At 66.9% G+C, this 20,718-nt stretch carries 17 protein-coding genes; 8 read left to right on the top strand and 9 right to left on the bottom strand.

Translation table 11 applies throughout. The features are described 5' to 3' along the window. Positions 1-87: 87 nt before the first annotated feature. Both ACFWIX_RS00420 and ACFWIX_RS00415 read left to right on the top strand, forming a co-directional pair. A complete protein-coding gene (locus ACFWIX_RS00420; protein WP_377214135.1) occupies positions 88-1,986 on the top strand; it encodes an alpha-amylase family glycosyl hydrolase in 1,899 nt (632 codons plus the stop codon). 109 nt (positions 1,987-2,095) lie between these two features. Continuing rightward, positions 2,096-2,944 carry a prephenate dehydratase gene (locus ACFWIX_RS00415; protein WP_377214134.1) on the top strand — a complete coding sequence of 283 codons (849 nt, stop codon included), beginning with the start codon at positions 2,096-2,098 and terminating at the stop codon, positions 2,942-2,944. Positions 2,945-2,953: 9 nt separating this feature from the next. Here ACFWIX_RS00415 and ACFWIX_RS00410 read toward each other — a convergent pair whose 3' ends face one another. Then, complete coding sequence (locus tag ACFWIX_RS00410) at positions 2,954-4,852, bottom strand: FAD-binding monooxygenase (protein WP_377214133.1); 1,899 nt, start codon at positions 4,850-4,852, stop codon at positions 2,954-2,956. Positions 4,853-5,075: 223 nt separating this feature from the next. On the opposite strand from ACFWIX_RS00410, the gene ACFWIX_RS00405 reads away from it, so the two are divergent. Genes ACFWIX_RS00405 through ACFWIX_RS00380 form a run of 6 tightly spaced genes read left to right on the top strand, consistent with a single transcriptional unit; the run spans position 5,076 to position 11,515 of the window. Next, entirely contained in the window at positions 5,076-6,581 is a 1,506-nt protein-coding gene (locus tag ACFWIX_RS00405) for a fumarylacetoacetate hydrolase family protein (protein ID WP_377214902.1), read from the top strand. A gap of 11 nt (positions 6,582-6,592) precedes the next feature. Beyond that, positions 6,593-7,288 carry a GntR family transcriptional regulator gene (locus tag ACFWIX_RS00400; protein ID WP_377214901.1) on the top strand — a complete coding sequence of 232 codons (696 nt, stop codon included), beginning with the start codon at positions 6,593-6,595 and terminating at the stop codon, positions 7,286-7,288. Positions 7,289-7,299: 11 nt separating this feature from the next. Next, positions 7,300-8,811: a 5-carboxymethyl-2-hydroxymuconate semialdehyde dehydrogenase gene (gene hpaE / locus ACFWIX_RS00395; RefSeq protein WP_377214132.1), complete on the top strand. Its 1,512-nt coding sequence runs from the start codon at positions 7,300-7,302 to the stop codon at positions 8,809-8,811. Positions 8,812-8,841: 30 nt separating this feature from the next. Next, positions 8,842-9,924, top strand: coding sequence for a 3,4-dihydroxyphenylacetate 2,3-dioxygenase (gene hpaD / locus ACFWIX_RS00390; protein WP_377214131.1), 1,083 nt, complete (start codon positions 8,842-8,844; stop codon positions 9,922-9,924). 2 nt (positions 9,925-9,926) lie between these two features. Further along, positions 9,927-10,712: a 2-oxo-hept-4-ene-1,7-dioate hydratase gene (hpaH, locus tag ACFWIX_RS00385; RefSeq protein ID WP_377214130.1), complete on the top strand. Its 786-nt coding sequence runs from the start codon at positions 9,927-9,929 to the stop codon at positions 10,710-10,712. Then, the gene (locus ACFWIX_RS00380) at positions 10,697-11,515 is read left to right on the top strand and encodes an aldolase/citrate lyase family protein (protein ID WP_377214129.1); all 819 of its coding nucleotides are present in this window, start codon (positions 10,697-10,699) and stop codon (positions 11,513-11,515) included. The genes hpaH and ACFWIX_RS00380 overlap by 16 nt, the downstream gene beginning before the upstream one ends. 22 nt (positions 11,516-11,537) lie before the next feature. On the opposite strand, the gene ACFWIX_RS00375 is transcribed toward ACFWIX_RS00380, so the two are convergent. The 8 genes from ACFWIX_RS00375 to ACFWIX_RS00340 form a co-directional block, all read right to left on the bottom strand. Then, positions 11,538-12,899 (bottom strand): phenylacetate--CoA ligase family protein, encoded by a 1,362-nt coding sequence (locus ACFWIX_RS00375; protein ID WP_377214128.1) that lies wholly within the window; start codon positions 12,897-12,899, stop codon positions 11,538-11,540. Between the two features lie 67 nt (positions 12,900-12,966). Next, positions 12,967-13,398: a hypothetical protein gene (locus ACFWIX_RS00370; RefSeq protein WP_377214127.1), complete on the bottom strand. Its 432-nt coding sequence runs from the start codon at positions 13,396-13,398 to the stop codon at positions 12,967-12,969. A 272-nt stretch (positions 13,399-13,670) separates the two neighbouring features. Further along, a complete protein-coding gene (locus ACFWIX_RS00365) occupies positions 13,671-14,069 on the bottom strand; it encodes a hypothetical protein (RefSeq protein WP_377214900.1) in 399 nt (132 codons plus the stop codon). A 176-nt stretch (positions 14,070-14,245) separates the two neighbouring features. Continuing rightward, positions 14,246-14,671: a heat shock protein transcriptional repressor HspR gene (locus tag ACFWIX_RS00360; protein ID WP_377214126.1), complete on the bottom strand. Its 426-nt coding sequence runs from the start codon at positions 14,669-14,671 to the stop codon at positions 14,246-14,248. Between the two features lie 15 nt (positions 14,672-14,686). Next, positions 14,687-15,658 (bottom strand): DnaJ C-terminal domain-containing protein, encoded by a 972-nt coding sequence (locus ACFWIX_RS00355; RefSeq protein ID WP_377214125.1) that lies wholly within the window; start codon positions 15,656-15,658, stop codon positions 14,687-14,689. 95 nt (positions 15,659-15,753) lie between these two features. Beyond that, on the bottom strand, positions 15,754-16,425 hold the full coding sequence (locus ACFWIX_RS00350) for a nucleotide exchange factor GrpE (protein ID WP_377214124.1): 672 nt from the start codon (positions 16,423-16,425) through the stop codon (positions 15,754-15,756). A 2-nt stretch (positions 16,426-16,427) separates the two neighbouring features. After that, complete coding sequence (gene dnaK / locus ACFWIX_RS00345) at positions 16,428-18,293, bottom strand: molecular chaperone DnaK (protein WP_377214123.1); 1,866 nt, start codon at positions 18,291-18,293, stop codon at positions 16,428-16,430. A 161-nt stretch (positions 18,294-18,454) separates the two neighbouring features. Further along, positions 18,455-20,677: an MMPL family transporter gene (locus ACFWIX_RS00340; protein ID WP_377214122.1), complete on the bottom strand. Its 2,223-nt coding sequence runs from the start codon at positions 20,675-20,677 to the stop codon at positions 18,455-18,457. Between the last annotated feature and the right edge of the window lie 41 nt (positions 20,678-20,718).

Here is a 20,718-nt window from a genome sequence, read left to right as displayed (position 1 = left end):
GCTCTGGCCCAGCCTCTGACGCGGCGTGAAATACTGCCGGTACAGGTTTCCGCCGGACCCGCCGGCGCGCCGGAAAGGTCCAGAGCCATGCACGAATCCGTCAGCGTGGATGACAACTCGCAGCAGCACGTCCTGGCCGCCCTGGACGGCGCGGATGACCTGACCTCGGACCCGGACTTCCGCCGCCGCCTGGACCAGCACTTCCCCACCCTGCGCGGGCTGTTCCACTCCCTGTACGGGTCGCGGCAGGACTGGCTGGACCAGCTCGCGGCGCTGGTGGTCCAGAGCGCCCGGTCCTGGCAGGAGCGCTCCGCGGACCTCAAAGCCCTGGACACGGAGCGGGAAACCAACACTGGCTGGTTCCAGTCCAACGCCATGCTTGGCGGCGTCTGCTACGTGGACCGCTACGCCGAAAGCCTGGAGGGGGTCCGCGCCCGCATTCCTTACTTCAAGGAGCTGGGGCTGACCTACCTGCACCTCATGCCGCTGTTCCTGGCCCCCGAACCGCACTCGGACGGCGGCTATGCCGTCTCCAGCTACCGGCAGGTCAACCCGAAGCTGGGAACCATGGAGCAGCTCAAGTCGCTGGCCGCCGAACTCCGGCGGAACGGCATCAGCCTGGTGGTGGACTTCATCTTCAACCACACCTCCGATGAGCACGACTGGGCGCAAAAGGCGGCGGCCGGCGACCCCGAATACAGCGACTACTACTGGATCTTCCCCGACCGCACCATGCCGGACGCCTTCGAGGAGAACGTCCGGGAGATCTTCCCGGAGAACCACCCCGGCTCGTTCATCCAGATGCCGGACGGGCGCTGGGTCTGGGCCACCTTCCACACCTACCAGTGGGACCTGAACTACTCCAACCCTGACGTCTTCCGCGCCATGGCGGGCGAGATGCTCTTCCTTGCCAACCAGGGCGTGGACATCCTGCGCATGGACGCGGTGGCTTTCATCTGGAAGCAGCTCGGGACCACCTGCGAGAACCTGCCCGAGGCCCACTCGCTGCTGCAGGCCTTCAATTCCGTCTGCCGGCTGGCGGCGCCGTCGCTGCTGTTCAAGTCCGAGGCGATCGTGCACCCGGACGAGGTGGCGCGCTACATCGATCCCGCCGAATGCCAGCTTTCCTACAACCCCCTCCAGATGGCGCTGATCTGGGAATCCCTGGCCACCCGCGATGTTTCCTTGCTGGCCCAGGCCCTGGAGCGGCGGCACAACATCCCCGATGGCACTGCCTGGGTGAACTACGTCCGCAGCCACGACGACATCGGCTGGACCTTTGCGGACGAGGACGCGGCCGAGCTCGGGATCAATGGGTTCGACCACCGCCGCTTCCTGAACTCCTTCTACGTCAACCGCTTCCCGGGCAGCTTCGCCCGCGGCGTCCCGTTCCAGGACAACCCCAAGACCGGGGACTGCCGCATTTCAGGCACGACGGCGTCCCTCTGCGGCATGGAGGTCAACCCGGCTGAGGCGGTGGAACGGATCCTCCTGGCCCATTCCGTGCCTTTCAGCACCGGCGGCATCCCGCTGCTGTACCTGGGCGATGAGGTGGCACAGCTCAACGATTACAACTACGCCATGGAGGAAGGGCACGACGCCGACAGCCGCTGGGTGCACCGGCCCCACTATCCGGCGCGCCACTACGCCCGTCGCAGCGACCCTGCCACGCCCGAGGGTGCGGTTTTCGCCGGGCTTAAGCGGATGATCGCCGTGCGGGCGGCCACGCCGGAGCTGGCCGGAACCCGGCTGGTGGACTTCCACACCGGCGACCGCGCCGTCCTCGCCTACCAGCGGCCCGGAGAAAGCAGCACGGTACTGGTCCTGGCCAACTTCAGCGACTCCCCCGAGGCCCTGCCCGCGGAAACCTTCGCTGGATTCGCGCCTGCCGCCGTCGACCTGCTCTCCGAAGCCGCGCTGCACCTGGACGAGGGCATCACCCTGCTGCCCCGGCAGTACGTCTGGCTGCGCGTCACTCCCCTCTGACCTCCCCCATCCCAACTAGGTCGCGCTATGTGCCGTTTTGAACCTCCAAAACGGCACATAGCGCTACTCAGTTGGGCGGGCAGGGCGGGAGCGTGAAACCATACGGACCATGGCCTCCAAGATTGCGTACCAGGGCGAGCCCGGCGCCAACTCCAATATCGCGTGCCGGCAGATGTTTCCGGACATGGAAAGCGTCCCGTGCGCCAGCTTTGAGGACGCCTTCGAACTGGTGTCCAGCGGCGAGGCCGAGCTGGGCATGATCCCCATCGAGAACTCGATCGCGGGACGGGTGGCGGACATCCATCTCCTCCTGCCGCAGTCCAACCTGCAGATCGTCGGCGAGTACTTCCTGCCCATCCACTTCGACCTGCTGGGCATCCCGGGCAGCACCATCGGGGGTGCCACCGAGGTGCACAGCCACATCCACGCCCTGGGGCAGTGCCGGAAGCTCATCCGCGAGCACGGCCTCAAACCCGTCATCGCCGGCGACACCGCGGGCTCCGCGCGCGAGGTCGCCGAGTGGAACGATCCCCGCAAACTCTCCCTCGCTCCGCCGCTCGCCGCGCAGATCTACGGCCTCGAAGTCCTCGCGTCCCGGGTGGAGGACGATCCGTCCAACACCACCCGGTTCGTGGTCCTGGCCCGGGAAAAGGAACTGCCGGCCCGGGCTGAACTTCCCGGACCGGCAGTCACGAGCTTTGTGTTCCGCGTCCGCAACGTTCCCTCGGCCCTGTACAAGGCGCTGGGCGGGTTCGCCACGAACGGCGTGAACATGACGCGACTGGAGAGCTACATGGTAGGCAACGAATTCGCGGCCACCATGTTCATGGCCGACGTCGAAGGCCACCCCGAGGACCTGCCGTTGAAGCTGGCCCTCGAGGAGCTGGACTTCTTCACCACCGAGGTGCGGATCCTGGGCGTGTACCCGGCAGCGGACTACCGCACCGCCCGCCGCTAAGGCTCCGAACTAGCTGACGGGGAGGTGGCGGCCCGCCAGCAGCGGCGCGAAGAACGCACCGAGCTCCGCCGTGGCAGTTAGCGGCAGGACGTTCGCCACGTACTGGTCCGGGCGGACCACCACCACCACGCCGCCCCGGTCCAGGCCCCGCAGCTCGAAGATGTCCGCCTTGGGATCGACGCCGTACACCTTCTCGTAGTCGGTCAGCTTGAACGGACCCACGGACGGTTTGAACACCGACGGAACAGCGTTGATGTCGATGCCCGGGTGGTCCTGCTGGTAGATCACCTTGGCGTCGAACCATGCGTCAGGATCAGCGTCCGACGGCGTCGCGGCCAGCGGCGAATCCGCCGAGTTCGCGAGCCACTCGGCAAACTTGTCGGTGGCTGAGCCTGTTCCCGGCAGTGCGGCGTCCGCGAACACATAGATCCGCCAGCGGCCGTCCGCCGTAGCATGGTGCCCCAGGTGCATCGGGTTGGTGTCACAAACGCGGACCACCTGGGCGGACTTGAAGCGCTTGCCCACGGGGAAGCCGGTCGCCAGGTCCTGGTGGGCGTCCGTACCCATCACCAGGGAGGGCGCGTACTGGGTCATGAAGCCGGCAGGGAACTCCGCGGTGCGGACGTAGAAATCCTCCAGCTCCGAGGGATCGTCGAACTCCTCCGGCTTCTTGGCCATCATGGAGGACCATTCCTTGTCGAAGTCGATCAGGTTTCGGGCCACCACCTGGCGCTCCTCGGAGTAGGTGGAGAGGAGGCCTTCCGGGCTGCGGCCCTCCAGGACGTGGCCCAGCTTCCAGGCGATGTTGAACCCGTCCTGCATGGAGACGTTCATGCCCTGGCCGGCCTTGGCGCTGTGGGTGTGGCAAGCGTCGCCGGTGATGAACACGCGCGGGGTGCGGGTGCCGCGGTCCTCCGGCAGGACGTCGTCGAACCTGTCCGTCAGCCGGTGGCCCACCTCGTACACGCTGCTCCACGCCACGTTTCGCACCTCAAGGGTGTACGGGTGGATGATGGCGTTCGCCTTGGCGATGATCTGCTCGATCGAGGTGTTCCGCACCGCGTGGTGACTGGCGGGGTCCACCTCGCCCAGGTCCACGTACATCCGGAACAGGTGGCCGCCCTCCCGCGGAATCAGGAGAATGCTGCCCTCGGCGCCCTGGATGGCGCACTTGGTGCGGATGTCCGGGAAGTCCGTGACGGCCAGGACGTCCATGACGCCCCACGCGTGGTTTGCCTGGTCGCCGGCGAGGGTGCAGCCGATGGACTGGCGGACCCTGCTCCGGGCGCCGTCGGCCCCTATCACGTACTTGGCGCGGACAACGCGCTCGTGGCCCTCGTCCGGCCCGGCGGTGCGGAGCAGCCGAACAGTTACGGGGTACTCACCGTCGGACGCAACCTCCAGGCCCTGGAAATCGTAACCGTAGTCCGGCTTCATCCGGGTGGGGGCGTTGGCCATGCACTCGGCGAAGTAGTCCAGCACGCGGGCCTGGTTCACGATCAGGTGCGGGAACTCGCTGATGCCCATTTCGTCATCCACTGCACGGGCGGCGCGGACGATGTTGGCGTGGTTGGCCGGGTCCGGCTTCCAGAACGCCATCTCCGTGATGCGGTAGGCCTCGGCGATGATCCGCTCGGCGAACCCGAAGGCCTGGAACGTTTCCACGCTGCGCGCCTGGATGCCGTCTGCCTGGCCGATGGCGAGCCGTCCGGGACGGCGTTCCACGATGCGGGTGGTGATGTTGGGGAACTGGGCGAGCTGCGCGGCGGCGAGCATGCCGGCCGGGCCCGTGCCGACGATCAGCACATCCACCTCGTCAGGAAGTTCTTCAGGGCGGTTAAGTCCGACGCCGGCGGCAGGCTTGATGCGCGGGTCGCCGGATACATAGCCGTGGTGGTGGAACTGCACAGGCTTTTCCTCACTTCGTTGTGGCGGCACTTTGTTCGATATCAGAACTGAAGATTCGATATTTGAAATTCAAGGGGTAGTTTTCCACTGTACGCCGGATGTAATGCGGGCGACAAGTGCCTTCGGAAACCCCCGGAAATTAGCGCATCAGCAGGGGTTGACGGGCCATCGGCGATGCGTGATAGTGATCGTATACGATTTCGTACCTGATGAGGAGACGGTTTTGGAGCAGGTCAACGGCGACACCCTGGCAGCAGCGCGCAAGGTCATCGCGGTCCACATCAACTACCCCAGCCGAGCCGCCCAGCGCGGCCGGACCCCGGCCCAGCCCTCCTACTTCCTCAAGCCGTCCAGCTCCCTCGCCCTCACCGGCGGCACGGTGGAGCGCCCGGCAGGGTGCGAGCTTCTCGGCTTCGAGGGCGAGGTCGCCCTGGTCATCGGCAAGGCAGCCCGCCGTGTGAGCCTCGAGGACGCCTGGAGCCACGTCGCCGCGGTCACGGCCAGCAACGACTTCGGCGTCTACGACCTGCGCTACGCGGACAAGGGATCCAACCTCCGTTCCAAGGGCGGCGACGGGTTCACCCCTGTTGGCACAGCACTGATCCCGGCAGACGCCGTCGACCCCTCCCTGCTGCGCATCCGCACCTGGCTCAACGGCGAAATCGTCCAGGATGACACCACCGAAGACCTCCTTTTCCCGTTCGCCCGGCTGGTTGCGGACCTCTCCCAGCTGCTAACCCTTGAGGAAGGCGACATCATCCTCACCGGTACCCCCGCCGGCGCGTCCGTGGCGCAGCCCGGGGACGTCGTCGAAGTTGAGGTAAGTACGACGGCGGGAGCAGACGGCGGCGCGCCGCTCACCACCGGCCGGCTGGCCACCACCGTCACGGAAGGCACCACGGCGTTCGCGGACTTTGGCGCCCAGCCCAGGGTGGATGACACCCAGCGGGAGGAAGCGTACGGTTCCCGGGAAGCTGCCGGCCTGCCCGCCGAGGCGGGATCCGCGCCCGGGGCAGGCGCCGCCGTCGTGCGTTCCCTGTCCCCCGAACTGAAAGCCAAGCTTGAGTCCGTGGCCACCGCCACACTCTCCTCCCAGCTGCGCAAGCGCGGGCTGAACAACGTCAGCATCGACGGGCTGCAGGCCACCCGCCCGGACCGCCGCGTGGTGGGCCTGGCCCGGACCCTCCGGTACGTCCCCAACCGCGAAGACCTGTTCAAGACGCACGGCGGCGGCTTCAACGCCCAGAAGCGCGCCATCGATTCCGTGAACGAAGGCGAAATCCTGGTCATGGAGGCACGCGGTGAAAAGGGGACCGGCACCGTGGGCGACATCCTGGCACTGCGAGCCCAGGTCCGCGGCGCCGCCGCGATCATCACCGACGGAGGCGTCCGCGACTACTCGGCCGTCGCAGGCCTGGACATGCCCACGTGGTTCGCCAACCCGCACCCGGCCGTGCTCGGCCGGCGCCACGTCCCGTGGGACACGGACATCACCATCGCCTGCGGCGGCACCACCGTCCAGCCCGGCGACATCATCGTGGCCGACTCCGACGGCATCCTGGTGATCCCGCCGGCTGTCGCCGAAGAACTCGTTGATGACTGCATCCAGCAGGAGAAAGAGGAAACCTTCATCTTCGAGATGGTCAAGCAGGGCAACAGCGTGGACGGTCTCTACCCGATGAACGCCGAGTGGCAGGCCCGCTACAAGGAATGGGAGGCAGGCCAGTGACTGAATCCGCCCTGGTTTCCCCGGGCGCGGCCGCTTCCGCAGGCGCCGCTGGCCGCGCGGCAGCCGGCAGCAAGTCCGAACAGGCGTACCAGGCCGTGAAGGCCCGCATCGTGGAAGGCACCTACACCCCGGGCTACCGGCTGGTGCTCGGCTCCATCGCCAAGGACCTGGGCTTCAGCGTGGTCCCCGTCCGCGAAGCGATCCGCCGGCTGGAAGCCGAGGGCCTGGTGACGTTCGAACGCAATGTCGGGGCCACCGTTGCCGGGATCGACCCGACCGAGTACCTGTACACCATGCAGACCCTGAGCATCGTGGAGGGGGCGGCCACCGCGCTGTCCGCTCCCCTGATCGGCGCCGTGGCCATCGCCCGGGCCCGCGCCGTGAACGAAGAGATGCGTGAGTGCCTGGACCACTTCGACCCCGTCCGGTTCACCCAGCTCAACCAGGACTTCCACAGTGTGCTGTTTGAACACTGCCCCAACCCGCACATCCTCGACCTGGTGCACCGCGGCTGGAACCGGCTGGCTGCGCTGCGGTCCTCCACGTTCCGGTTTGTTCCGGGCCGGGCACGCGATTCGGTCGAGGAGCACGAAGAACTGCTCCGGCTGATCGAGGCCGGAGCCCCCGCGGACCGGATCGAGCAGGCCGCCCGCCGGCACCGCGCCACCACCCTGGACACCTACCTCGCCCAAGCCAAGCACCAGTAAGGACTTCAACGATGACGACCTCGACAGAAACCACCCAGCACTACGTGCCCCAGGACCTGCCCGCCCATATCCAGCACTACATCAACGGCGAGTTCGTTGACTCCGTGGGCGGGAAGACCTTCGACGTCCTGGATCCTGTGTCCAACCGCAACTACGCCACCGCCGCGGCCGGCCAGAAAGAGGACATCGACCTGGCCGTGGCCGCCGCCCGCGAAGCGTTCGTGAACGGCCCGTGGCCGAAGATGAAGCCCCGCGAGCGGGCCCGCGTCCTGAACAGAATTGCCGACGCCGTCGAAGCCCAGGAAGCCCGCCTCGCGGAACTGGAAACCTTCGATACCGGCCTGCCGATCACCCAGGCCAAGGGCCAGGCCCTTCGCGCGGCCGAGAACTTCCGCTTCTTCGCAGACCTGATTGTGGCCCAGTTCGACGACGCCACGAAGGTCCCCGGCTCGCAGATCAACTACGTGAACCGCAAGCCAATCGGCGTCGCGGGCCTGATCACGCCGTGGAACACGCCGTTCATGCTCGAGTCCTGGAAGCTCGCCCCCGCGCTGGCCACCGGCAACACCGTGGTGCTGAAGCCGGCCGAGTTCACGCCGCTGTCCGCCTCGCTGTGGGCCACCATCTTCAAGGAAGCGGGCCTGCCCGACGGCGTCTTCAACCTGGTCAACGGCCTGGGCGAGGAAGCCGGCGACGCCCTGGTCAAGCACCCGGACGTTCCGCTGATCTCCTTCACCGGCGAGACCACCACCGGCCAGACAATTTTCCGGAACGCGGCCGCCAACCTCAAGAGCCTCTCCATGGAGCTCGGCGGCAAGTCCCCGTGCGTCGTGTTCGCCGACGCCGACCTGGACGCCGCGATCGACTCGGCCCTGTTCGGTGTCTTCTCCCTCAACGGCGAGCGCTGCACGGCAGGCTCCCGCATCCTGGTGGAGCGCGCGATCTACGACGAGTTCTGCGAAAAGTACGCCGCCCGCGCCAAGAACATCGTGGTGGGCGATCCCCACGATCCGAAGACCCAGGTGGGCGCCCTGGTCCACCCGGAGCACTACGAGAAGGTCGCGTCCTACGTGGAGATCGGCAAAACCGAAGGCCGGCTCTTGGCCGGCGGCGGCCGACCCGACCACCTGCCCGAAGGCAACTACATCGCACCTACTGTGTTCGCCGACGTCGCGCCTGACGCCCGGATCTTCCAGGAGGAAATCTTCGGCCCCGTCGTCGCGATCACCCCGTTCGAGAACGACGACGAAGCCCTCGCCCTGGCCAACAACACCAAATACGGACTGGCCGCCTACATCTGGACCCAGAACCTCACCCGGGCCCACAACTTCTCGCAGAACGTGGAGGCCGGGATGGTGTGGCTGAACAGCCACAACGTCCGCGACCTGCGCACCCCGTTCGGAGGCGTCAAGGCTTCCGGCCTGGGCCACGAGGGCGGTTACCGCTCCATCGACTTCTACACGGACCAGCAGGCCGTGCACATCACCCTCGGTTCCGTACATACCCCCAAATTCGGCGCCTGACCAAGCCCCTTTCAAAGAAGAGAGAATCCAATGACCAACTTCGTTCCCACCCCCACGGTCCCGGCCCCGGACATCGTCCGCTGCGCCTACATGGAGATCGTGGTCACCGACCTCGCCAGGTCCCGCGAGTTCTACGTGGACGTCCTGGGCCTGCACGTTACCGAGGAAGACGAGAACGCGATCTACCTGCGGTCCCTCGAGGAATTCATCCACCACAACCTGGTACTGCGCAAGGGACCCATCGCCGCCGTCGCGGCCTTCGCCTACCGGGTGAAGTCCCCCGCCGAGGTGGACGCCGCCGAGGCCTACTACAAGGAGCTCGGCTGCCGGGTGGAGCGCCGCAAGGAAGGCTTTACCAAGGGCGTGGGCGACTCCGTCCGGGTGGAGGACCCGCTGGGCTTCCCGTACGAGTTCTTCTACGACGTGGAGCACGTGGAGCGGCTCACCCAGCGCTATGACCTCTACTCCGCCGGTGAGCTGGTCCGCCTGGACCACTTCAACCAGGTCACCCCGGACGTCCCGCGCGGCCGCGCCTACTTGGAGGATTTGGGCTTCCGCGTCTCCGAGGACATCAAGGATTCCGACGGCGTCACGTACGCCGCGTGGATGCACCGCAAGCAGACGGTCCACGACACCGCCCTCACCGGCGGCAACGGCCCGCGCATGCACCATGTCGCGTTCGCCACGCACGAGAAGCACAACATCATCCAGATCTGCGACAAGATGGGCGCGCTGCGCATCAGCGACCGGATCGAACGCGGTCCCGGCCGGCACGGCGTGTCCAACGCGTTCTACCTCTACATTCTGGACCCGGACGGCCACCGCATCGAGATCTACACCCAGGACTACTACACCGGCGACCCGGACAACCCCACCATCACTTGGGATGTCCACGACAACCAGCGCCGCGACTGGTGGGGGAACCCCGTGGTCCCCTCCTGGTACACCGAAGCCTCCCTGGTCCTGGACCTGGACGGCAACCCGCAGCCGGTCATCGAGCGCACCGACGCTTCCGAGATGGCTGTGACCGTGGGCGCCGACGGCTTCTCCTACACCCGCAAGCCGGACGAGGGCGCGCAGGCTGAAGGGTTCAAGCTGGGGGCGCAGCTGTAGCCATGCTGGATGCCAAGACGATTGAGGCCATCGCGGACGAACTGGTCGAAGCCGGCCGGACCCGCACCCCCGTGCCCCGCCTGACTGCCCGCTACCCGGACATGACGGTGGAGGACTCCTACGCGGTCCAGCGGCTGTGGCGCCGCCGCAACGAAGAGGCCGGCCGGACCCTGGTGGGGCGCAAGATCGGCCTCACGTCCAAGGCCATGCAGGCCGCCACCGGCATCACCGAACCGGACTACGGCGCCATCTTTGACGACATGGTGCTCGAAACCGGCTGCTCAGTGGAATGGGACCGCTACACCCACCCGCGGGTGGAGGTGGAGCTGGCGTTCGTGCTGAAAGACGGCATCAAAGGCCCCGGCGCCACGATTTTCGATGTCCTGAAGGCCACCGACTACGTGGTTCCGGCCCTCGAGATCCTGGACTCCAGGATCGAAATGGAAGGCCGGACCATCGTCGACACCATCTCGGACAACGCCGCGATGGGAGCCATGGTGATCGGCGGCAACCCGGTCAAACCGGACGCCGTGGACCTCCGTTGGGTCTCGGCCATCCTCTACAAGAACCAGACCGTCGAGGAAACCGGTGTCGCGGCCGGTGTCCTGGACCACCCGGCCAACGGCGTGCACTGGCTCGCGAACAAGATCGCCGCGCACGGCGACTCCCTGAAGGCCGGGGACATCATCCTGGCCGGTTCCTTCACCCGTCCCACCTGGGTCTACAAGGGTGATACCGTCCACGCCGACTACGGACCCCTGGGAGTTGTGACATGCCACTTCGAATAGAGGACACCTTCCGGTCCGCGCTGGCCGGAACCAAACGGCCGATGGCCGGCATGTGGGTGTGCTCCGGCAGCCCGCTGATCGCCGAGCTCTGCGCCGGGTCTGGCCTGGACTGGCTCCTGGTGGACGCGGAGCACTCCCCGAACGGCCTGGATTCCATCCTTGCCCAGCTCCAGGCCATCCACGGCTATCCCGTCCACGCCATGGTCCGGCCGCCGGTCAACGACACCGTAATCATCAAGCAGTACCTGGACCTGGGCGTCCAGAACCTCCTGATCCCCATGGTCAACTCGGTGGCCGAAGCCGAGGCCGCGGTGGCCGCCACCCGCTACCCGCCCCACGGCGTGCGCGGCGTGGGTTCGGCCCTGGCCCGCGCCGCCCGCTGGAACCGAGTGCCGGACTACCTGGCGCGCGCCAACGAGACCATCAGCGTCACTGTCCAGATCGAATCCACCGCCGCCGTGGACGCGGTCCAGGACATCCTGAAGGTGGACGGCGTGGACGCGATCTTCATCGGCCCCTCCGACCTCGCCGCTTCGATGGGCCTGCTGGGACAGCAGGAACACCCCGAGGTCTGCGCCGCCGTCGAACGCTGCCTCGAAGCGGCGAAGGCGGCCGGCAAACCCGCGGGCGTCAACGCCTTTAACCCGGCCACGGCGGAGCATTACCTCGCCAACGGTGCGGATTTCATCCTGGTGGGCGCCGACGTCGCGCTCCTCGCGCGGGGCTCCGAAGCCCTCGCCGCCCGGTTCATCCCCAAAGCCGACGTCAAACCGGCCGACGGCGACCCGCGCCCCAGCTACTGAACGCCCATGACGGAAGCCCGGATCAGCCGCTGGGCAGCCTCCGCACGTAGGGCGCTTTGCCCAGCGGGGTCCGCTCCAGCCGGTCCACCAGCTGGACGTCCAGGGGAATTTCCGCGGCGCCGGCCTCTGCAAGGGCAACAGCAACGGCCGTGCGGATCCCGTCGGCGGACAGGCCGGGCTTGATGCCCGCTACCAGGATCCGCAGGCGGGAGGGCTCCTGGATGACCTGCCAGCCGGAGGTGGCAACGGTGTCCAGCGCGTGGTGGAAGATGATGGGGTGAACCCTGACCGCGCCGGTCCTGCCCGGCAGCTGAAGGACGTCTTCGAGGCGGCCTTCGACGCCCTGGAGCAGTCGGAAGGAGCGCCCGCACGGGCAGCCGCGGCCGCCGAGCCTGACGGTGTCGGACAGCTCGTAGCGTATGAGGGGCAGGGTCCGGGAGAACAGCACTGTGGCCAGCAGCTTCGCCCCGGTGGTCCCCGGCTCCACCGCAGTACCGTTTGCGTCCACGGATTCAACAATGACAAGGTCCTCGTAGACATGGCGCCTGCGATGGGCGCACGGCGAAGCAATCCCCGCCGTTTCCGTTGCGGCGTACACGTCGTACGGCGCACTGCCCCAGGCTTCACGCATCTCTGACGCCGCCGGCCCGCTGAGGACTTCGGAGGCGGACATGACGCCTTCCGGTGCGATGCGGAGGCGTCCTGCGCGCTGCTCGGCCGCCAGTGGCTGGAGGGCCGAGGCGTACCCGACCAGTATCCTCGGCTGGAAGCTGTTGAGCGCCGCCACGGACTCGGCCATGGGTGCCGTGACATCCAGCCTCAGGGTCGGGACCAGGCGGGAGCGGAACGATGCCCCGACCACAGCGGACTGATGGGTTGGCACGCGGGAGCTGACCAGTGCCATCCTCAGCGGCCGCACCGGGCCCGCGGCGATGCCCGCCCAGTCATTCGCCCTGGCGTACGAAGCCAGGACTGTTGCCCATTCGGACCGGTTCCAGACGAAGGTTCCCCGCCGCCCGGTGGTTCCGGCGGTTGCGGCCGCCCACCACCGTCCCCGCCACGGCTTTCCCGGATCGCCCCCGCCGTCGGTCAGTGCGCGCAGGTGGTTTTCGACGTCGGCCAGCTTCAGTCCCGGGGCGGTGACCGCCTGGTCGAAGTTCTCCATGAGGTCGGCTTTGGTGACCGGCGGCAGCTGGTCCAAAGGGGCGTTTTGCAGTCCGGCATGGTGCCGCCGGTAAAACTCCGAGCCGGCATAGGCTGCCGCACGCAGCCTCCGCAGGGACCCCTCCTGGTGTTCCGAAATCCGCCCGGCATCCCAGTGGTCCCGCGGCTTCCAGGCGGCGCGCAGGAACAACACGCGCGCCATAAGCCAAAGGTCCGCCATGAATCCACTGTCGCCGGATGCAGACCGTCCCGGTAGGGCCCAACGGCCCGCCGCCGCGGCCGTTGGCTCAATGGCCGCCCGTGTGGTTGTCGGTGTGGTCGGCAGTGGGCGCGGGGGACGGCCCCACGTCCCTGCCCGTGCCGCTGACTGCCGGGCCGATGACGAAGGCTGAAAGGGAGAACATCGCGGCGAACACGAGCAGGCCAATGGCCGGCGCGATCCAGCTGCCGAACCTGCGGTAGAGCCGGAGCAGCACGGGAATAGAGGCAATCAACCCCAGTGCCCCAAACAGTGCGGTTCCGCCGGACCCTGCCACCAAGGCTGTCCCGGCAAGCAGCCCCACATGGTGCAGCACATGCGGGAGCAGCCCCATCACCAGGCCCACCACCCCGGCAATGGAATGCCACATGGCGTGAAGCCGGCCGGCGAATGACCCGTCACCCCGTACGCCGGCCGATCCCGCGGATGCCGCCTTGGAACTGTGATGGTGATGGGTCAATCTCCGCCGCCTGTCTGTGGTGCTGTAGAGGGTTACTGAATCTGGCGCCGTCAGTGTCAAGGGTCCTGCACCGAAACACAAGAACTTCGTCCGCCCGCGCGCAACACTGAAGAGCAACCTGCCAGGCCATCCGGCTGGCGCACCGCCTACTCGAAGTGGAGTATCCGTTGGAAACCTACGACGCTCGGCGTCCCGCAGGTCATCAACGGCTAGCAGGCTGTCCGCCGCTCCGGCCTATCCAGGGACCCTCTCCCAGGACCCTGTCCTGACCCCTACCCCAGGGCAGGGGCGGCGACTGCCCGGCCGGACACACGTCCTGCGAAGCGGCGGCGGGCCCAACGGGCGAGTTTCTTGCCCTTGCCCTTCCACCAGTTGTCTTCGTCCTTGTCGTGGTGCAGACGGAAAATGATGGCCACCAGGACGAACATGGCCATCCCCACTCCCGACATGGAGGCCATCACCAGATCCACCAGCACGCTGACGGCCAGCGAGATGACGGACGGCACCGCCAGGGTGCGGAAAACGGTGCTGGCCACGTAACGGCTGTGGGACCCTGGCACGGACAGTGCACGCACCATGTCGAAGCAGACGCACACCACCACCATGGCCTGCCCCAGGGACAGGATGACCAGACCCGGAAGGGACGCGCTGATCGCCGCCACCGATTCCATTCCCGGGCTCATCGCCGGGCCTTGCAGTGAGAACCAAACATGGAAAAACCCCCAGAACCTTAACCGCCTGCTGCTGATCCAGCAGGTGGTTCAATTCAAGGTTTTGGGGGTTGGCCCGTCACGAGTACCGGGTACTCTAGTTTCCCGCCGCGAAGGCCGGCCGAGTACTTGGATGCCTACTGTCCCAGTGCGCGCGGCCGCCAGACCACCACGGCCTGCGAACGGGGACGCGGGCGCTGGCCGCGGGCCAGGCTCACCACGTCACCAGCGGCGCCCGCTGCGAAGATGCGCGAGTCGAACGACTGAGGACGCCGGGCCAGCTCTTCCGTCAGCTCGGACACCCGGCTGCGGAGTGCGGCCACCTGGTTTTCAAGTTCCAGGATGCGCTTGATCCCCTCCAGGGACACGCCTTCCTGGGACAGCCGCTGCACCTCGCGGAGCATGTTGACGTCCCGCTGCGAGTAGCGCCGCGACTTCCCCGGCGCGCGGCGCGGAGAAACGATCCCCATCCGGTCGTACTGCCGGAGCGTTTGGGGATGCATATCCGCAAGCTCGGCCGCCACCGAAATCACGAAGATTGGCTGATCAGCGTTGATGTCCACGGCAATGACCACCCGTTACAGACGGGCCTTGGCGGCCAGGCCCTCTCGGACATCTGCGTCCGCGGTGGCCTCGGCAAACGCCTTGACGGCGGCTTCGGCATCCTTGTTCAGGTTCTTGGGAACGGCGACGTCGATGGTCACCAGCAGGTCGCCGGTCCCCTTCGACGTCTTCACCCCTTTGCCCTTCACCCGCAGCGTTCGACCCGACGGCGTTCCCGCCGGAACGCGCACCCGCACCTTGTCGCCGTCGATGGTGGGCACTTCGATGTCGGCGCCCATAGCAGCCTCCGGGAAGGTGACCGGGACGTGGATGCGGAGGTTGTCGCCGTCGCGCGTGTAAAAATCGTGGGGCTTCACGGACACCGCAACCATCAGGTCGCCGTTGCCCGCGGGGCTGGGCTGGCCCTTGCCGCGGACGCGGATCTTCTGGCCGTCCTTGATGCCGGCCGGCACGCGGACGTCGATGACCTCGCCGTTCGGTTCGCGCAGCCCGATGGTGGTGCCGCGGATGGACCCGGCGAAGGAGATGGTGGTGGATGCCGTCCGGTCCGCGCCCCGCTGCGGGGCGCGCTGGTAACCGCCAGCGCCGCCGAAGCCGCCGAACAGGTCCGCGAACTCGGGCGGAATGCCGCCGCCGGCCGGGTTGAAGCCGCCCGCATGGCGTCCGGTGTTGCCCGTGAAGAGCCCGCCGAACATGTCCTCGAAGCCGCCGTTGGCTGCACCGGCACCGCCCGGAGCGAACCGGGCGCCGCCGCCCATGGCACGGATAGCGTCGTACTGCTGGCGCTCCTCCGGATCCGACAACACAGAGTAGGCCTCCGAGATGTCCTTGAACTTCTTCTCGGAAGCCGTGTTGCCGGCGTTGGTGTCAGGGTGGTGCTCGCGGGCCAGCTTCCGGTAGGCCTTCTTGATGTCGGCGTCGGAAGCGTCCTTGGCGACACCAAGGATCTTGTAAAAGTCCTTGTCCACCCAATCCTGGCTAGCCAATGGCGTTTCCTTTCAAGAATCTTTGCCGAGATGGCAGTTCACAGCAATGCGGTTGCCCAACACTGCCGCGAACTGCCATCTCGCGTGGGGTAATGCTACGCGGGGACCGCGACGATGACCTGGGCCGCGCGGAGGACGCGTTCGCCTGACTTGTAGCCGGAGCGGAGCACCTGGCTGACGGTATCAACCTCAATGTCCTCGCCGGGCTGCTGGATCAGTGCCTCGTGGATCGTGGGATCGAACTCCACGCCGGTCTGGTCGATGCGGACCAGGCCGTAGGTCTTCAACGCGTTCTCCAGCTTGGCTGCGATCGCGGCGAAGGGTCCGTCGGCCAGGTCGCCGTGCTGCCGGGCGGCGTCAACATCGTCCAGGACCGGGAGCAGGGAGTTCAGGACGCCGATGACGGCCATCTCCCCTGCCACGGCCCGGTCGCGCTCAACGCGCTTGCGGTAGTTGACGTACTCGGCCTGGAGGCGGAGGAGGTCGTTCCGAAGCTCGGCCGCCTCAGCGCTTCCCGCTTCCGCTGCCCCCTGCGCCACGGATTCCTCAGCCGGCACGTCCACGCCGTTAAGGATCTCCTCGGCCTGGGCGAGCGCGTCGCCGTCGGAATCCTTGCCTTCCTGGCCGGAAGCCTGCGCCTCCGGGTGCCGTGCCTGGCCGGTGACCGGGTCAACCTTGCGGTTGTCCCGGATCACCGGTTCCTGGTGGCCGGCGCCGCCGTGGTGCTCGGATGAGTTGTGCTCTTCCTCGTTACCGTGGTGCGGCATGGCTACTTCTTCGCTTCGTCTTCGTCGATGATTTCAGCGTCAACGATGTCCTCGTCAGCCTTCTCTCCGGCGGGGGCACCTTCGGCACCCGCAGCACCGGTGGCGCCGTCCGGGGAACCAGCCTGGGCGTAGATGGCCTCGCCGAGCTTGGTCTGGGAAGCCTGCAGCTTCTCGAACGCGGTCTTGACCTCGGCGTCGTCGGTGCCTTCCAGGGCCTTCTTCAGGGCGTCGACGTCGGCCTGGACCTCGGTCTTGACCTCCTCGGGCAGCTTGTCGGCGTTGTCGGCGATCAGCTTGTCCACGGAGTAGGCGAGCTGCTCTGCGGAGTTGCGGGTGTCGGTCGCTTCGCGGCGGGCCTTGTCCTCGGCTGCGTGCTCCTCGGCGTCACGGACCATGCGGTCAATGTCTTCCTTGGAGAGCGCGGTGCCGCCGGTGATGGTCATGGACTGTTCCTTGCCGGTGCCCTTGTCCTTCGCGGAGACGTGGACGATGCCGTTGGCGTCGATGTCGAAGGTGACCTCGACCTGCGGGACGCCGCGCGGAGCCGGCGCGATGCCGGTCAGCTCGAACGTACCCAGCGGCTTGTTATCGCGGGTGAACTCGCGCTCGCCCTGGAAGACCTGGATGGCCACGGACGGCTGGTTGTCGTCAGCCGTGGTGAAGGTCTCGGACCGCTTGGTCGGGATGGCCGTGTTGCGCTCGATCAGGTGCGTCATCACGCCGCCCTTGGTTTCGATGCCGAGGGACAGCGGGGTGACGTCGATCAGCAGGACGTCCTTGCGCTCACCCTTCAGCACGCCGGCCTGCAGGGCTGCACCAACGGCCACAACCTCGTCCGGGTTCACGCCCTTGTTCGGCTCCTTGCCGCCGGCCAGTTCCTTGACCAGGTCGTAGACGGCAGGCATACGGGTGGAGCCACCGACCAGCACGATGTGGTTAATGTCGGAGAGCTTGATGCCGGCTTCCTTGATGACGTCGTGGAACGGCTTCTTGGTGCGCTCCAGCAGATCCTTGGTGAGGTCCTGGAACTTGGCGCGGGTCAGCTGCTCGTCCAGGTGGACCGGGCCGTCGGGGGTGACGGAGAGGTACTGGAGCGAGACGTTGGTGCTGGTGGAGGAGGACAGTTCCTTCTTCGCCTGCTCGGCAGCTTCGCGGAGGCGCTGCAGTGCGATCTTGTCCTTCGACAGGTCGATGCCCTTGACCTTCAGCTGGTTGAGCAGGTAATCAACGACGCGCTGGTCCCAGTCGTCGCCCCCGAGGCGGTTATCACCGGCGGTGGCGCGGACCTGGATGGTGGAGAAGTTGTCTTCGTCCTTGCCGACTTCCAGCAGGGAGACGTCGAAGGTGCCGCCACCGAGGTCGAAGACCAGGATGAGTTCATCTTCCTTGCCCTTGTCCAGGCCGTAGGCGAGAGCTGCTGCCGTGGGCTCGTTGACGATGCGCAGGACGTTCAGGCCTGCGATTTCGCCGGCTTCCTTCGTGGCCTGGCGCTCGGCGTCGTTGAAGTAGGCGGGAACGGTGATCACCGCGTCGGTGACCTTTTCGCCCAGGTACGACTCGGCGTCGTTCTTCAGCTTCATGAGGATACGCGCGGAGATTTCCTGCGGGGTGTACTTCTTGTCATCGATGGCCTTGGTCCAGTCGGTGCCCATGTGGCGCTTGACGGAGGCGATGGTGCGGTCGATGTTGTTGACGGCCTGGCGCTTGGCGATTTCGCCCACCAGGACTTCGCCGGACTTGGAGAACGCAACGACGGACGGCGTGGTGCGGCCACCCTCGGCGTTGGCAATAACGGTGGGCTCGCCACCTTCGAGAACGGAGACGACGGAGTTGGTGGTTCCGAGGTCGATACCTACTGCACGTGACATGTGTTGCTTCCTTCTTTCCTTGGAAACTTGCTGGCGCCCGCATGATTGAGCGTTCTGCACTCAACTTTACTCAGGGCGTCACCGATGTCAATCCGAAGTTGAGCGAAGGTGACTCAACTTTGTATTCGGGTCCGCCCCGCGCTGCCGGACTTCCGCGCCGTTTAGCGGATTTCCCCGGCGTCCGCGAACGACGCCGGCGTCCCGGTTTCGCCATTGGAGAACGGTTCGCGGGGATGCCCGAGCCCCTCCCGGGCCAGCTTTCCCGGCCACCAGATGGTCGGTCCGATGTCGTAGGCAAGCGCGGGCACCAAGAGCGAGCGCACCAGCACGGTGTCCAGGAGCACGCCGAAGGCCACGATGAATGCCAGCTGGACCAGGAACATGATGGGGATGACGCCGAGCGCGGCAAAGGTTGCCGCCAGGACCACGCCGGCGGAGGTGATGACGCCCCCGGTAACGCCCAGTCCGCGCAGGATGCCCGGACGCGTGCCGTGCTTCAGGGATTCCTCGCGGACCCGGCTCATCAGGAAGATGTTGTAGTCCACGCCCAGGGCCACCAGGAAGACGAACCCGAACAGCGGTACGGTGGCGTCCGCGCCCGGGAAGCCCAGGATGTTGTTGAACACGAACGCCGCCACCCCCAACGCCGCCGCGTAGGAGAGGACCACGGAGAGCACCAACAGCACCGGCGCGATGACAGACCGGAGCAGCAGCATCAGGATGAAGAGGATGACCACCAGCACGATCGGGATGATGATCACCAGGTCACGCTGCGCCGTGGTGTTGGTGTCCAGCGCGATGGCCGTCACGCCGCCCACCAGGGCGCCGGGGTCCTCCGCCCTCACGTCGGCGCGCAGGGCCTTGACGGCCTCTTCGGCCTCGAGGGAGTCGGCGGCGGCGTCCAGCGTGGCGTTGATCAGTACCTTCCCGTCCCGGACGTCCGGGGCGCTGGGAGTCCCGGGGGCTCCGGTGATGGGGACGCTGCCCTCAGCCAGCAGGTAAGCGTCGCCGACGCCGTCGGCCGCCTTGACTGCCTCCAGCACCTCCCGCGCTTTGCCCTCGTCCGCAACCACGACGGCGGGGCTGCCGCTGCCGGCGTCGAAATGTCGCGCCAACGCATCCTGGCCGTCCACGGCAGTCGAGGCCGAGAGGATGACATCAGTCTGTGGGACGCCGTTGGCCTTGAGCTGGAAAACTCCGGCGGACGCGACAAGCAGCAGCAGGACCGAGGCGACCCACACGGTTCGCGGCCGGCGCCGGACCAGCGACCCGGTGGCCCGCCACAGACCCTTTTGCCCCTCAAGTCCGGTGACCAGCTCGGGTTCGCGTTCGTCGTCGGGCAATAGCTTGGGGCGGAAGGGCCAGAAGGCGGCCCGCCCGGAGAGCGCCATCAGGGCGGGGAGGAGGGTCAGCGCGGCGAACAAGGCGCAGAGGATGCCGGCCGCAGCCACGGGACCGAGCGCCTTGTTGGAGTTCAAGTCGGAGAAGAGGAGGCACAGGAGGGCGATGATCACGGTGGCGCCGGAGGCCAGGATGGGCTCGAAGGATGCCCGCCACGCGGTGAGCGCGGCGGCCGTGCGGTCAGTGGTGTGGGTGAGCGCTTCGCGGAACCGCGCCACGTAAAGGAGCGCGTAGTCCGTGGCGGCGCCGATCACGAGGATGGAGAGGATGCCCTGACTCTGGCCGTTGAGCTGAATCCAGCCCGCCTTGGCCATGCCGAACACCAGCAGGATGGCGGCGCAGAGTGCGAACACGGAGGTCAGCAGCACCATGACCGGCAGCAGGATGGAGCGGTAGACGATCAGGAGGATCACCAGCACTGCCGCCAGCGCCACCAGGAGCAGGAGCCCGTCGATGCCGGCGAAGGCGCCGGTGAGGTCCGCGGCGAGGCCGGCCGGGCCCGTCACGTACGACTGCATACCCTCCGGCGTACCCGCGGAAGTGGTGTCCCGCAGTTCCTGGACGGCCTCCTCAAGTTCGAGGGATTCGCTGATTGGAACGATGAACTGCACCGCTTCCCCGTCTTCGGAAGGGATGGGTCCGATGACGGCGCTGCCCAGCTCCAGACCTTCGAGCTCTGTTTTCAGCGCGGCGGCTTCGCGCAGCTGAGGCGGGGCGAAGCGTTCCGGGCTTTCGATGACGATGACGGCCGGGACCTCATCGGCGTCCCGGAATTTGGCTTGCCAGTCCTGGGCCGCGGTCGCCTCGGCACTGGCCGGCAGGAAGGACGCCTGGTCATTGGAGGAGACCTCCTCAAGCCGACCGAAGGTGGGCCCGCCGATTCCCGCGAGCGTGAGCCACGTGAGGACGAGAACCGTGGGGACAAGCCAGCGCAGCCGGAAGGGCGCCTTGTTTGATGGTGAGCCTGCGTGCTTCGCTTTCATGCTGCCTTCCCCGGCCGGTGGATGTTTGACTCATCATAGAT

Origin of the sequence: Pseudarthrobacter sp. NPDC058362 (genome assembly GCF_042723515.1) — a bacterium.
Taxonomy (GTDB): Bacteria; Actinomycetota; Actinomycetes; order Actinomycetales; family Micrococcaceae; genus Arthrobacter.
The sequence above is the reverse complement of the archived record's forward strand: the minus strand, read 5'-3'. Positions and strand labels throughout refer to the sequence as shown.

What these genes read in the sequence shown, in the direction of transcription:
- ACFWIX_RS00420 (WP_377214135.1), top strand. Translation starts at nt 88, where the DNA reads ATGCACGAATCCGTCAGCGTGGATGACAACTCGCAGCAGCACGTCCTG.
- ACFWIX_RS00415 (WP_377214134.1), top strand. Translation starts at nt 2,096, where the DNA reads ATGGCCTCCAAGATTGCGTACCAGGGCGAGCCCGGCGCCAACTCCAAT.
- hpaE (WP_377214132.1), top strand. Translation starts at nt 7,300, where the DNA reads ATGACGACCTCGACAGAAACCACCCAGCACTACGTGCCCCAGGACCTG.
- hpaD (WP_377214131.1), top strand. Translation starts at nt 8,842, where the DNA reads ATGACCAACTTCGTTCCCACCCCCACGGTCCCGGCCCCGGACATCGTC.
- hpaH (WP_377214130.1), top strand. Translation starts at nt 9,927, where the DNA reads ATGCTGGATGCCAAGACGATTGAGGCCATCGCGGACGAACTGGTCGAA.
- ACFWIX_RS00380 (WP_377214129.1), top strand. Translation starts at nt 10,697, where the DNA reads ATGCCACTTCGAATAGAGGACACCTTCCGGTCCGCGCTGGCCGGAACC.
- ACFWIX_RS00375 (WP_377214128.1), bottom strand. Translation starts at nt 12,899, where the DNA reads ATGGCGGACCTTTGGCTTATGGCGCGCGTGTTGTTCCTGCGCGCCGCC.
- ACFWIX_RS00365 (WP_377214900.1), bottom strand. Translation starts at nt 14,069, where the DNA reads ATGGAATCGGTGGCGGCGATCAGCGCGTCCCTTCCGGGTCTGGTCATC.
- ACFWIX_RS00350 (WP_377214124.1), bottom strand. Translation starts at nt 16,425, where the DNA reads ATGCCGCACCACGGTAACGAGGAAGAGCACAACTCATCCGAGCACCAC.
- dnaK (WP_377214123.1), bottom strand. Translation starts at nt 18,293, where the DNA reads ATGTCACGTGCAGTAGGTATCGACCTCGGAACCACCAACTCCGTCGTC.
- ACFWIX_RS00340 (WP_377214122.1), bottom strand. Translation starts at nt 20,677, where the DNA reads ATGAAAGCGAAGCACGCAGGCTCACCATCAAACAAGGCGCCCTTCCGG.